This is a genomic window from Cellulomonas biazotea (genome assembly GCF_004306155.1).
Taxonomy (GTDB): domain Bacteria; phylum Actinomycetota; class Actinomycetes; order Actinomycetales; family Cellulomonadaceae; genus Cellulomonas; species Cellulomonas biazotea.
Map to the genome: position 1 here is coordinate 1 of NZ_BIMR01000228.1, position 12,769 is coordinate 12,769.

Here is a 12,769-nt window from a genome sequence, read left to right on the forward strand (position 1 = left end):
CCCACCTAGTCCGAGGATCGGCCTCGAGGAACGGAACCTCCGACCGCCGCGATGGCCGCGGCCGGCACCTGCACCATCGGAGCCCCGTCTCCGTCCCTCGCAACACGGTCCGCCCACCCGGTCGAAGCAAGCCGCTCGAGCACGGGCGCCAGCATCGGGTCGGGCATCCTCGCGGCAGCTCGCACCCACGTGTCCGCGACATCATCACGCGCGAGCGCGTGCACAGGCACCGGCAGCACCCTGCGGTGTCCCCGGCTCGCCAGGGCGTCGGCAGCTTGAGCGGCGGCCGGTCCAGCGGCTGCACCTCGTGCCACGTCCAGCAGCGCATCACGGATCCCCGGGCTGCCGACCGTGAGACCCGCGAGGGCGAAGGTGGCCCAGTCCTGGACATCCGGATCCGCGTCGGAACACAAGCCCACGAGCGTCGTGACTCCCGGATCCGTTCAGCCGTCGCCGAGAACGATCGAGGCTATCGCGCGGGTTCCCACGGGCCTTTCCCGAACGCATCGCGGACCAGCACCTCACCGGGACTCACTTCAGGACAATCGAGCCTTGCGACGTCCTTGTGGCTGAGCTTCTTCACGTCGCGACTCGTGAAAGCGCTGAGGGACTTGCCCCGGAACAGCTGCACAGCGTCCATCCGGGACGACGTGCGACACACCGCCATGACGATGCATTCTGAGTTCACGGGCGCTCTCAGCGGGCTGGCCCACGACACAAAGTACACGTCGGAATCTTCATCCACCGCGGGGTCCTCTGAAACGAGGATGAATGACACCGACCAACTTCTCGTCCTTCCTCACCTCGACGTGCAGATGATTTCCTGGTCCGAGGATCGGCCTCGAGGGACGGAACCTCCGACCGCCGCGATGGCCCCGGCCAGCACCTGCACGGGCGGAGCCCGGCCGCCGGCCGTGGCAGTCATTTCCCCATCGTTCTTCTACGCAAGGATCATCACATCCCCAGAAGGCGGACGAGCTCGGACTGCACAGCCTCACGGCCGGCGACCTCTGGCCAGACGTCTCGCCACTGCGCGGACGCCAGACCGTCGCGCAACGTCTGTTCTGCTCGGCTCGTCACGAGGTCGTCGATCGCGACCCGATCGCGGTCCATCCGCGTTCGTCGCCAGACGATCGATCCCAGCAGGTCGGCCCGTGAATCGAGCACGAGCGCCGCAGCGCCGAGAGATCGAAGCACGAGGTCGGGCGTCTGGTTGCGAAACCCCTGCTGCACCTCGTCCAGCAAGAGCGCCACGCGCAGGCGTTGCGGGTCACCGTCGCCGTCGCGGTCGTCGGGATACGCCAGGTCGCCCACCAGCTCCTCGGCCCCGCCAGCGTCGAACAGGTTGTCTAGCGTCGGTGTCACGCGGATGCGCGACAGAGCAGTCGAGCCCGCGACATCTCGAGCCCACGCGGACTGGTCGACGTCTGAACCACAGGTCTCGTCCGACCCGTCGCTCCAGAACCATCGCGATCCATTGCGCACGAAGATTGTCAAGTTCTCTGGCAATCCGCGCCCATACAGCCCCAGAGGACCGTCTGCCATCAGAAGAATCGCCGCGACCACCTCCATCGTCAGCGGGAACCTGACGACAACGGAATGCGCACCGGTCGGGACCTCACCGATCTCCCGAACAGTGGGACCTTGGTTTTCGGGCATGACCAGCGACGCAAAGCGAGCCGCCCCACCAGGAAGGGCGCGACCCGCCTCGACGACGACGCTGGCCGAGCACCATCGACGCGCGGCCAGGACGAGCAAGTCGGAAAAGGCAGCTTCGACGGGCTCGTCCTTGAAACGCAACGGCACGAATCACCTCCTGAAATCGACATGGAGACCGTTGATCTAGATGTGACGTCCCCGCGGTGCGGACGCAGGGTCCGCGGTGCCCGCGTCTCGGGGTCATGACTGCGCCGGCACGTGCGTCTGCGAGGACTGCCCCGCCACCGCTCAGCCGTGCACCGCCTGCGAACGCGTCCTCGACCCCAACGGGGAACCTGCGACGACTGCCATGAGTCTGGCGGCAACCGAGCCGCGCGCGACCGTCAGACCGCCCGTGCCGCGGTCTGCGCGGCCGGATTCACGGCGCGGAGGCGGTCCTCCAGCCAGTCGAAGACGCGGCCGTTGCGGACGTGGTGCGCGAGCGGCTCGCAGTGGACGTCCGCGCCCTCGGCGGCGGTGAACGGCATCAGGGTCGAGACGTCGGCGGTGAGCTGGACCAGGGCGTCCGACTGACCGGGCCAGAACTGCTCGTGGTCGGGTGCGGTGACGAGCAGCGGCGTCCGGACCGCCGCGCCCAGGTCGGCGTCGAGCCGGTAGTCCCGCACCTTCTCCAGCACGTCGGCGTACCCCGTCCCGCCGTAGGGGCGGGCACGGAACCGCCACTCCCGCGCGGTCTCGGGCGACAGCTTGAAGCCCAGCGCCATGTCGCGGTCGAACTTCTCCCGCTCCCCGTGGTCGAGCAGCTTGAGGAGCGACGACGGCACGTGCCGCTCCCAGGACGTGGAGACGTCGACGACTCCCGGGTCGGCGACGGCGGCCGCGAACCGGTGCTCCGTCGCGAGCGCGCGCGGGACCCAGTACCCGGCCTGGCTCACACCCCACACCAGGAGCGCGTCCGGGTCGACGTCGTCGCGACCGACCAGCACGTCGACGACGGGCGTCAGGACGGCCTCCCAGTCCGGGCGGAACGGCACGTCGTGCTCGAAGAGCATCGACTGCTGACCTGGTCCGTCGAACACGAAGACGTGCATGCCCCGCGCCAGGGCGTCAGGCCCGACGTTCGTCCAGGCCGCCGAGATCGACTCGTCCGACCCGAGGTTGACGACGAGCACGGGACCGGGCCGCGCCGGGTCGGCCGCCGGGGCCCGGAAGAACCAGCCGGGCAGGGTCGTCCCCTCGTACGGGACGTCGACCCGCTCGACCTGGGCAGCCGTCGTCTCCGTGAACCGCTCCCAGGCGTCGCGGTGCGAGCGGAACGTGGGCAGCAGCTCGGCGGCGTCCACGAGGCCCGCGACGGCGCTCACCGCCCGACCCAGGTAGTTCGCGGCGCGCAGGTACGCGCCGGACGCGGTCACCGCGTGCCCCGACGCCGCCGCCTCGTCACCGGCCGCCCGGGTCCGGTCGCCCAGGCCCTTCCACGCCGCGAACCAGCCGTCGTGGTCCTTCGCCTTGACGTCGCCGACCGCCGCGAGGACCTCGCCGGCGTCGGCGCCACCTCCCGCGACGCCTCCGAGCGTCCCGCGGACCGCGAAGTCGAAGTCCGGGTTGCTCGCGAAGCGCCCGGCGAAGACGGGTGCGGGTCGTGCCATGTCCTTGGCCATCGTCGGAGCCCCCCGGCGGTCGACCCGACCGCTGCCTGGCCGAGCCTCGTGCTCGCAGTCTGGCGGGCGGCAGCGGCACCCGTCCACGGTCAGGACGGTCGGGGTGAGGTCAGGCGTCACGGCCACCTCGACCGGCACCGCGGGGGAAACGCAAGGCCCCCGGCCCCGGTGACCCGGAACGGGGGCTCTCACGCAGATGATGCTCGGTGCGCCCGGAGGGACTCGAACCCCCAACCTTCTGATCCGTAGTCAGATGCTCTATCCATTGAGCTACGGGCGCATGGCCCTCGCGGGCCGACCAGAACGATACAGGTCCGGACGTCCAGTCCCCAAACCGGATGCGGCGTGACCCTCGGCACGTCGGCGGTCGGCTGGCAGGATCGCGGCCATGACGGACACCGGACGGCTGGGCACCGGCGGCGGCACGTGGGGCATGCGGACCGACGTGCTGCGGCACGGCGACGGCCACGACGGCAGCCGCGTCGGGTACGTGGAGCTGTTCTTCGACCTGGTGTTCGTGTTCGCGGTGACGCAGCTGTCGCACCTGCTCATCGCGCACCCCGACGGCGAGCACCTGCTGCAGACGCTGATCCTCGGCTGGGCGATCTGGTGGCTGTGGATCGACACGACGTGGGTGACGAACTGGCTCGACCCGGACCGCGTGCCGGTGCGGGCGATGCTCATCGTCCTCATGCTGCTGGGGCTGCTCATGTCGAGCGCGATCCCGGACGCGTTCGGGGACAAGGCGCTGCTGTTCGCCGTGCCGTACGTGACGATCCAGGTCGGGCGGACGCTCTTCACGACGTGGGCGATGGGCCGGCACTGGCCGGTGAACGCGATGAACTTCGTGCGGATCACCGTGTGGCTGTCGGTGTCGGGCGTGTTCTGGGTCGCGGGGGCGCTCGTCGAGGAGCAGCGACTCGTGCTCTGGGGGCTCGCGGCGCTGATCGACCTCGTCGGGCCGCGGGCCATGTTCTGGGTGCCGGGGATGCGCGGCACGAACGCCACCACGTGGGAGGTCCGCGGCGACCACATGGCGGAGCGGGTGTCGCTCTTCATGATCATCAGCCTGGGCGAGTCGATCATCGTGACGGGCACGGCGTTCGGCGAGATCGAGGTCGACGCGGTGACGCTCGTGGCGTTCCTCGCGGCGTTCGCGTCGACCGTCCTCATGTGGCTGCTGTTCTTCGACCGGTCGGAGCGGCGCGCGACGGAGTTCTTCGCGTCGCGGGCGGAGACGGGGATGGTCGCGCAGACCGCGTACACGTACGTGCCGTTCCTGCTGGTCGCCGGGATCGTCCTGACGGCCGTGGCGGACGAGCTCGTCCTGCTGCACCCCGAGGGGCACCACGGCACGACCGACCCGTGGACGGCGTGGATCATGTGCGGCGCGGCCGCCGTCTACCTGCTGGGCAACGCGCTGTTCCGCCGGGCGACGGGCGGCCGCTGGTCGCCGTGGCACCTGGCGGGCGTCGCGGCGGCGCTCGCGCTCGTCGCGGTGGCCGGGTCGGTCACGCCGCTCGTGCTGAGCTGGCTCGCGAACGGCGTCCTGCTCGCCGTGATCGTCGCGGACGTGGTCGCCGGGCGCCGGTCGCGGGACCGCGAGGGCGAGGCGGCGGTGGCGCACTCCTGATCCCACGCCCCTGACGACGACCGGGCAGCCGGGTGCAAGGTCCGTCCCCCTCGGCACACAGGCAGGTCAGGAGGCTCCGATGAGACGACCGACCCCCGGGCGGCCCGACGTGCCGCGCGCCCTCGCCCCCGCTGCCGTGCTCGCCGTGATGCTTCTCGGCGGCTGCGGAGGGACCGTGCCGGTCGCGCCCGCGGGGATCGCCGACGCCCCCGACTGCCTCGCCGACCAGGTCCTCGCGCTCCTCGGCACCGGGACGTCCCCGACGGGCCGCACCGTGCCGGACGCGGGAAGCGTGCCCGACGGGTTCACGCCCGTCGCGGTCGTCGAGTGCCGGCTGCCGGTGCTCGTCGTGGAGCCGGCACCGCCGCCCGTCCTCCTCGACACCGTCCCGACGGACGCCCCGACGGCCCCGCTCACCGATACGACGACGCCCGGGACGGACGCGTCACGGGGCGGGCTCACGGTCGACGAGGTCCGCCGCGAGGGCGACCTCGGACCGCTGCTCGACGCCCTGTCGCGCCCGTCCGACGCCCCCCGGGCGGACCAGGTGTGCCCGGCGATGTGGCAGTCCCAGCGTCTACATCGACTACCGCGTCCAGCGCGACATCGCGCGCAGCCGCGCCCTCGACGTGAACCACTCGATCGGCCAGCTCGTCAACAAGGACCACAGCGTCGTCCACGAGAACGCCAACAAGGACGCCGACGTCTTCAACACCCAGCGCGACCTCACCGCCGGGGCCGTCGGCAAGGCCATCGGCCTGCGGATGCTGCCCGCGCACGTCGCGAACGCCCACGCGAAGGGCGACATCCACTACCACGACCTCGACTACCACCCCTACGCGCCGATGACGAACTGCTGCCTCATCGACTTCGGGACCATGCTGTCGGAGGGCTTCCGCATCGGGAACGCCCAGGTCGACCCGCCGCGGTCGATCCAGACGGCGACCGCGCAGATCTCGCAGATCATCGCGAACGTGTCGTCCAGCCAGTACGGCGGCTGCTCCGTCAACCGCATCGACGAGCTGCTCGCCCCGTACGCCGAGCGGAACTTCGCCAAGCACCTCGCGGACGCCGAGCGCTGGATCGACGACCCGGCGCAGCGGCGCGCGTTCGCGGAGGAGAAGACCCGCAAGGACATCTACGACGCGATGCAGTCGCTCGAGTACGAGATCAACACCCTGTTCACGTCGAACGGGCAGACGCCGTTCACGTCGGTCGGTTTCGGGCTCGGCGAGGGGTGGTTCGAGCGGGAGATCCAGCGCGCGATCCTGCAGATCCGCATCCTCGGGCTCGGCAAGGAGCGCCGGACCGCGATCTTCCCCAAGCTGATCTTCACGCTGCGCCGCGGCGTGAACCTCGACCCCGCCGACCCGAACTACGACCTCAAGCAGCTGGCCGTCGAGTGCGCGACGAAGCGCATGTACCCCGACGTCCTCAGCTACGACCGGATCGTCGAGCTCACCGGCTCGTTCAAGGTGCCGATGGGCTGCCGCTCGTTCCTGCAGGGGTGGCAGGACGAGGACGGGAACGACGTCGTCGAGGGCCGGATGAACCTCGGCGTCGTCACCCTCAACGTCCCGCGCATCGCGCTCGAGACCCGCGGCGACCTCGACGCGTTCTGGGCCCTGCTCGACGAGCGGCTCGAGACCGTCCACGACGCGATGCTGTACCGCATCGAACGGTGCAAGGAGGCCGTCCCGGCCAACGCGCCGATCCTGTACGTGCACGGGGCGTTCGGGCAGCGGCTCGCGCCGGACGACGACGTCGACGCCCTGTTCCGGGGCGGCCGCGCGACCGTCTCGCTCGGCTACATCGGCCTGTACGAGGCCGCGGCGGCGTTCTACGGCGGCGCGTGGGAGTCGGACCCCGAGGCGAAGGAGTTCACGCTCCGCGTCCTGCGCACCCTCGCGGCGCGCGCCAAGGAGTGGACGGCGCGGCACGGCTACCAGTTCAGCGTCTACTCGACGCCGAGCGAGTCCCTGACCGACCGGTTCTGCCGCCTCGACAAGAAGAAGTTCGGCTCGGTCGAGCACATCACCGACAAGGACTACTACACGAACTCGTTCCACTACGACGTCCGCAAGGCGCCGACTCCCTTCGAGAAGCTCGACTTCGAGAAGGACTACCCCGAGCTGTCGTCCGGCGGGTTCATCCACTACTGCGAGTACCCGGTCCTGCAGCAGAACCCCAAGGCGCTCGAGGCCGTGTGGGACTACGCGTACGACCGCGTCGGCTACCTCGGCACGAACACGCCCATCGACCACTGCCTGCGGTGCGACTACACGGGCGACTTCACGCCCACCGCGACCGGGTTCACGTGCCCGGCGTGCGGCAACGACGACCCGCGCACGTGCGACGTCGTCAAGCGCACCTGCGGCTACCTCGGCAACCCGCAGCAGCGGCCCATGGTGCACGGCCGGCACGTCGAGATCTCGTCCCGGGTCAAGCACCTCGCGGGCCGCACGGGATCGGACCTCCCGACGGCCGGCGACCGGGACGGCTGAGCCGTGGGCCGCGACCCGCGGCCCGGCCAGTGGCAGGCCGACCGGCTGAGCCAGGACCGCGTCGCGGACTACAAGCCGTTCGTCATGGTCGACGGCGAGGGCGTGCGATGCAGCCTGTACGTGAGCGGCTGCCCGTTCGCGTGCGCCGGCTGCTTCAACGAGGCCGCCTGGTCGTTCCGGTACGGCGACCCGTTCGACGACGCGCTCGCCGACCGGATCGCCGCCGACCTCGCGCACGAGGCCGTCCAGGGGCTGTCCCTGCTGGGCGGCGAGCCGTTCCTCGGCACCGGCGTGTGCCTGCGCGTCGTGCGCCGGCTCCGCGCCGAGCACGGGCGTACCAAGGACGTGTGGTGCTGGACCGGCTACACGTTCGAGGAGCTGCTCGCCGAGGCCGCCGCCGGGCAGGACGACAAGGCGGAGCTGCTCGCCGAGGTCGACGTGCTCGTCGACGGCCGGTTCGACCTCGCGCAGCGCGACCTCACCCTCGCGTTCCGGGGCAGCCGCAACCAGCGCGTGCTCGACGTCCCGGCCTCGCTCGCCGCCGGTCGCGCCGTGCCCCGGGCCGGCGTGCGGGACGCGGACGCCCCGGTCGAGCAGGTGGCCCGCTAGTGGCAGCAGGTCGACGTACCCCGACACGTCCAGGCGAGGGAGCGGTGCGCTGACCGCCCGTCAGCGGTCCTTCGCGTAGCGGAACAGGTCGCGTTCGCGGGTCGTCGCCAGCGCGACCGACACTCCGACGACAGCCCCTGCCGCGATGGGAAGTGCGGCCCTCCCACCGAGAAGGATGCCGACGAGACTCTCGCCCTGAGCGCTGAAGTAGGCGACACCCACGGACGCGGTCACGATGACCGGTGGCAGCACCCAGGCGAGCGCCTCGGTGAACGTGATCGCCCACAGGTCGACGCGGGACATCCGGTCATGCAGGGCGGAAGACAGCTCGACGCGGCGGGCACGGAGCGCGACGAAGGCGATGACGGCGGCCAGGACCCCGAGGGCTGCGCCTGCCCACCGCGTCACGCGTGCGCCGTAGCGCGCGGACCCGTCGAACTCGACGCCGTTCGACAGGTTGAGAGGCGCGACCTCTGGTGGCGTCTCGCTGGTCGCGGCGCCCGCTCGGACGGTCGTCAGGAGCAGCGAGCGCATCGAGGGGATCTGCGGCCAGGCGTCGACCCAGCACGCGTCGAAGGTGCCCGTCGCGCGGACGACGTCCAGCGCCATGTAGCCGTACCCGTCGCGTCTGCCGTCGCGGGGGTACTCGTAGACGCCGGACACCCTGGTCGTCCCGTCGGTCGTGCGCAAGGTCGAGCCGGCGGCTCCGCCGAGCGCGTCGCTCGCCTCGCCGGACAGGATCAGACCCGGCCCGCCGTCGGTCGTCGCGCGCAGAACGGCGAGCAGGCCGACGGTGGCGTGCCCGAGAGGAAGTGGCGCCCCAGGCAACGCCACCGCGGTGACGTGCGCTCCGGCTGGCGTCGCGAGGGCGCCCGCCGCCCGAACCCCTGGTACCTCGGCCAAGCGCTCGCAGCGGAGGCCGTCGACGTGCCCGGGCGCGGTGACCGTGAGGATCGAGCCGCCGGAGGCTTGGAACTCGCGCGCTTCGCGCTGCAGTGCGGCAACGGCCGTGATGTCGGCGGTGACGGCGGCCAGTCCCAGCGCGCTCAGGACGAGCACGAGGGTGACGGCCCGAGTCGTGCCCGACGTCACATTGCGCCAGGCCTCGCGCACGATCGCGTCAACGCGCACGGGTGCCTGGGAGGAACGCGGGCTGGTGGTGGGCGAGGTCGACGTGGTCGGTGCACGAGTCGCGCGTCTCGGGGTCGTGCGTCGCAATGACGATGATGGTCTGCGGCGACGCGAGCCGGGTGATCGCGTCGTTCACCTCGCGCGCCGTCGACAGGTCGAGCTGTGCGGTGGGCTCGTCGACGAGCAGGAGCTGCGGTCGGGCTGCGATCGCGCGAGCGAGCATGAGTCGCTGCCCTTCGCCTCCGGAGAGCCTGCGGAACTGCTGGTGGGCGACATCGGCGAGCCCGAACCGGACCAGGAGGCTCAGTCCGTCCTGCTCGGCTTCGTGGACCGGAGCGCCACGAGCGAGGAACGGCAGGGCCACGTGGTCGAGCGCCGTGCGGCGGGGGGTGCCGTGGGGGTTCTGGAACACCCAGCTGATGTCGCTGATCTCGTGGCGTTCGACGGTGCCCTCCTGCGGGGCGAGCCAGCCCGCGAGAAGCGCGAGCAGGGTGCTCTTGCCTGAGCCGGACGGCCCTGTGAGCGCGTAGACATGTCCGGGGACGAGGACGAGATCGAGGTCTCGGAACAGCCACGGCCGGTCGGGGAACTGGTGGCCGAGAGTGCGGACGTCTACGCGCACGTGACGTCCCCGCGTGGGGCGGTGTCGACGTCCTTCGGGGCGGTCGACTCGAAGACGACGAAGGACTGCCCGAGCTCGGAGCCCACGACACGCACGTTGTGTGGGCGACCGGCGGCGACGACGCACGACAGGATGCCGTCACCGACGACGGAAGCGGGCGGGACGACGGAGACCTCGATCGGATCGGTGAGCGCCAGGCGGCCGGTCGGTGGCTCGGTTTCCTCACCGGCGGGTTGAAGCGACGGCAGTCCTGCCAGTGTGGCGAGGACGGCGGGGTCGGTGATGGGTGCTGCGGGGTCGACGGGAACGCCTGTCCCGTCGACGGTGAGGAGACGCGGACCGGGCAGCAGGTCGGTGGGGACGTCGACGATGGACACGCTCGTGAGAGTTCCGGGGACGGTGGCGATCTCGTCCCCGACCTCGACGGTGGACCCTGTCGCAGCAGGGCAGTCCTCGACGGCGACGGTGCTGGCAGGTAGCCACAGGACGTGCACTGTCGGGACCTGGGTCGCCGGCTCGGCTGCCGCGCCGGCCGCGGTCCGCGCGGCCGCGAACGCACGCAGCGTCGCCCTGTCGACCTTTCCGCTGGCACCGACCGGGTGACCGAGGCGGGTCAGTTCGTGCTGCAGGGCCGAGACGTCTTCGCCCGCGTCGCCGATGCTCAGGTCGCGCCACAGCGGTGTCGCGGTCGCCAGGGCGAGCACGGGGACGCCGTCGACGGACAACGGTGAGGTTCCAGAGACGACCTCGCCGCCAGGAGCGCAGTCGTACCGGGTCACGCGGCCCGCCACGGGGGCGGCGAGGGTAGTCGCGGCATCCCTGCTCGCTGTGAGCGCGACGGGCCGTGCGTCGTCGAAGGCCGTCTGGCTGACAGGGAAGGTCGACGCCGTCGCGGGCGGCTGCAGTGCCTGGGGTGACGCGGGGCTGCTGTAGGCCGCGCCGGTGGCGAACCCCAGTGCGGCGACGGTGGCGGCGCCGACGAACGCGAGGCCGACGCGCGTCGGCGCCGTCCGCCTACTCACCCAGGATGTCCAGCGGGTCGGCCGAGCACGCGGTGAGCGAGTCCACGAGCTCAGGTGACAGGCTGGAGGGCGCGGCGAACCGGCCGCTGCTGTCCTGGACGTAGTCCTCGGCCTGGTATCCGGGAGGGACTGCACCCTCACGGACCAGGCACTCGGCCATCATCGTCGGGACGTCCAGGTTCTGCGGGTTCACCGCCATGACGTCGCGGAGCATGCCGATGGCGTCCTGCCCGCTGGTGCTCACGCACTCGTTGACGATCGCGTGGGTGTCACCGCCTCCTGGCGCGTTGGACGTCGTGTACGCGCCGGTGGCGTCGAACCCGCCGAACTCGATGCCGGCATCGGCGAGGCACGTGCGGAACTTCTCGGTCATCTCGGCGTACTCGGCGTCGGAGATCTGCTCGTCGGCGAGCGCTCCGCGGACGAAGTCCGACGATGCCGACCCATAAGCCGCTGCGAACTCCGCCGCGAAGGGGCCCGTGAACGCCGGCGCGTCGCCCGTGGTCACCGCCGCGTCCTGGTCGGCGACGGCGGTGTCGGAGCATCCGACGACGATGGCGCAGACGGCGATGAGACCACCGACGAGAAGGGTGCGGCGAGTGCGTGACATGAGGTCCTCGTTGTCGTCGTGGACGGCGACTCGACGTGCTGGCGGGAGGTTACTGGCCAGCGACGACGTCGCGGAAGGTACGTCTCGGTCGCTGACGGAACGCTGACGCGAGTCCGATCTCGAGGAGCCGCGCTGTGTCGCGTTCGCGCGGGTAGCCGTGGGACGATGCGTGCGCTCCCGACGATGGCCCGCGTGCGCCGCGAAGCACGTTCCGATCATGACTGCTGAGTTCGGAGGGACCGCCCTCTTCCGCTCGTGACGCCCCAGGTGCGAGTGCGCACCCCGAACGACCTCCGGCGTGAACGCCGACGCCGTCCCCATTCGTGCTGGGATCACCTCGTCGCCGCGCCGCTGTGGCCCCTGCACGGCGTCAACCTCGGCACGCTGCTGCGCACCTGCGACGCGGTGGGTGCCTGCCTCGCCGTGCCGCGCCTGCCGTGGGTCCCGGAGGCGCTCGAACGGGGCAACACCCTGCGCCACCCGGCGTGCGTGCACTGGACAGGCAACCCCACGCGTTGGCTCGAGAAGCAGCGAGACCGCGGCTCGATGGTCGTCGGCGTCGAGCTGACCGAGGAGTCCGTGCGTCTGGGCGACCTGCCGGCGGCGCGGCAGCGCACGGTCATGGTCCTGGGCCACGAGCAGACCGGAATCCCGCCCGAGGCCCTCGACCTCGTCGACCTCGCGGTCGAGATCCCCATGATCGGCACGGGCGCCAGCCTCAACGTCGCGGTCGCCGGTTCGCTGGTCCTGTACCGGCTCGCGGGCTTGCTGTGACGAGCCCGAACCCCGTCGGCTCGCAGCGCCGCACACAGCAACACCCGCCCAGGGAGACCTCGGACGGGTGTTGACCACACTCACCAGCGGCAGTTGCACGAACTACCTGGAGCTGGAGCAGAGCGAGCGGAGACGGTGGGATTTGAACCCACGGAAGGGTTGCCCCTTCACGACCTTAGCAGGGTCGCGCACTAGACCTGGCTATGCGACGTCTCCAAGTGCAGCACAGGGTACCTGGCCCGCCGACCGGGCGGCAAAGCGTCCCCTGACCAGCGGCGCGACCGGGCGACGAACGGGCGGAAACGGTCCAGCGGGCCCGTCCGCGCACCGATACTTCTCGGCGTGAGCAGCACCCTGCGCCGACCCCGGCACCCGCGCCGCGCCCTGCTCGGCGCGCTCGCCGTCCTGGCCGTCACGACGACCACCGCGTGCGGGCCGCTGGACACGGCAGGCGCGGCGGGTGGCCCGGCGGCACCGGTCGCGACGGCCTCCGCGGCGGCCGACGACCTCGCGGACCCCGACGACGAGTCGCTCGCCGCGGACG

10 protein-coding genes, 2 tRNA genes and 1 pseudogene are annotated in these 12,769 nt (G+C 71.3%); 5 read left to right on the forward strand and 8 right to left on the reverse strand.

All coding sequences use genetic code 11. The annotated features are described in order from the left end of the window. Positions 1 to 954: 954 nt before the first annotated feature. The 3 genes from CBZ_RS14205 to CBZ_RS14215 all read right to left on the reverse strand — a co-directional run bounded on the left by CBZ_RS14205 (position 955) and on the right by CBZ_RS14215 (position 3,600). Positions 955 to 1,806, reverse strand: coding sequence for a hypothetical protein (locus CBZ_RS14205; RefSeq protein ID WP_130782174.1), 852 nt, complete (start codon positions 1,804 to 1,806; stop codon positions 955 to 957). A 236-nt stretch (positions 1,807 to 2,042) separates the two neighbouring features. Next, positions 2,043 to 3,308, reverse strand: a complete 1,266-nt coding sequence (locus CBZ_RS14210; protein WP_130782175.1) for an alpha/beta hydrolase family protein — start codon at positions 3,306 to 3,308, stop codon at positions 2,043 to 2,045. 219 nt (positions 3,309 to 3,527) lie between these two features. Beyond that, positions 3,528 to 3,600: transfer RNA gene (locus CBZ_RS14215), tRNA-Arg, on the reverse strand. A 108-nt stretch (positions 3,601 to 3,708) separates the two neighbouring features. On the opposite strand from CBZ_RS14215, the gene CBZ_RS14220 reads away from it, so the two are divergent. The 3 genes from CBZ_RS14220 (at position 3,709) to nrdG (ending at position 8,066) form a co-directional block, all read left to right on the forward strand. After that, complete coding sequence (locus tag CBZ_RS14220) at positions 3,709 to 4,953, forward strand: low temperature requirement protein A (protein ID WP_130782176.1); 1,245 nt, start codon at positions 3,709 to 3,711, stop codon at positions 4,951 to 4,953. Positions 4,954 to 5,534: 581 nt separating this feature from the next. Next, positions 5,535 to 7,457 carry an anaerobic ribonucleoside-triphosphate reductase gene (nrdD, locus tag CBZ_RS14225; RefSeq protein WP_281274891.1) on the forward strand — a complete coding sequence of 641 codons (1,923 nt, stop codon included), beginning with the start codon at positions 5,535 to 5,537 and terminating at the stop codon, positions 7,455 to 7,457. A gap of 3 nt (positions 7,458 to 7,460) precedes the next feature. Beyond that, positions 7,461 to 8,066, forward strand: coding sequence for an anaerobic ribonucleoside-triphosphate reductase activating protein (gene nrdG, locus CBZ_RS14230; protein WP_130782177.1), 606 nt, complete (start codon positions 7,461 to 7,463; stop codon positions 8,064 to 8,066). Positions 8,067 to 8,126: 60 nt separating this feature from the next. On the opposite strand, the gene CBZ_RS14235 is transcribed toward nrdG, so the two are convergent. From CBZ_RS14235 to CBZ_RS14250, 4 genes are read right to left on the reverse strand one after another with little or no spacing between them, the layout of a single operon-like run. Next, positions 8,127 to 9,197, reverse strand: a complete 1,071-nt coding sequence (locus CBZ_RS14235) for a hypothetical protein (protein ID WP_130782178.1) — start codon at positions 9,195 to 9,197, stop codon at positions 8,127 to 8,129. Continuing rightward, on the reverse strand, positions 9,187 to 9,819 hold the full coding sequence (locus CBZ_RS14240; RefSeq protein WP_130782179.1) for an ATP-binding cassette domain-containing protein: 633 nt from the start codon (positions 9,817 to 9,819) through the stop codon (positions 9,187 to 9,189). The genes CBZ_RS14235 and CBZ_RS14240 overlap by 11 nt, the downstream gene beginning before the upstream one ends. Further along, positions 9,810 to 10,841: a hypothetical protein gene (locus CBZ_RS14245; RefSeq protein ID WP_130782180.1), complete on the reverse strand. Its 1,032-nt coding sequence runs from the start codon at positions 10,839 to 10,841 to the stop codon at positions 9,810 to 9,812. The genes CBZ_RS14240 and CBZ_RS14245 overlap by 10 nt, the downstream gene beginning before the upstream one ends. After that, positions 10,834 to 11,451: a hypothetical protein gene (locus CBZ_RS14250; protein WP_130782181.1), complete on the reverse strand. Its 618-nt coding sequence runs from the start codon at positions 11,449 to 11,451 to the stop codon at positions 10,834 to 10,836. The genes CBZ_RS14245 and CBZ_RS14250 overlap by 8 nt, the downstream gene beginning before the upstream one ends. 273 nt (positions 11,452 to 11,724) lie before the next feature. On the opposite strand from CBZ_RS14250, the gene CBZ_RS14255 reads away from it, so the two are divergent. Next, positions 11,725 to 12,225, forward strand: a complete 501-nt coding sequence (locus tag CBZ_RS14255; protein ID WP_246013407.1) for a TrmH family RNA methyltransferase — start codon at positions 11,725 to 11,727, stop codon at positions 12,223 to 12,225. A gap of 127 nt (positions 12,226 to 12,352) precedes the next feature. Here the strand turns inward: CBZ_RS14255 and CBZ_RS14260 are convergent. Then, positions 12,353 to 12,441 (reverse strand) — tRNA-Ser (locus CBZ_RS14260). 126 nt (positions 12,442 to 12,567) lie between these two features. On the opposite strand from CBZ_RS14260, the pseudogene CBZ_RS14265 reads away from it, so the two are divergent. Next, positions 12,568 to 12,769 (forward strand): annotated as a pseudogene (locus CBZ_RS14265) (hypothetical protein); the annotation flags it as partial.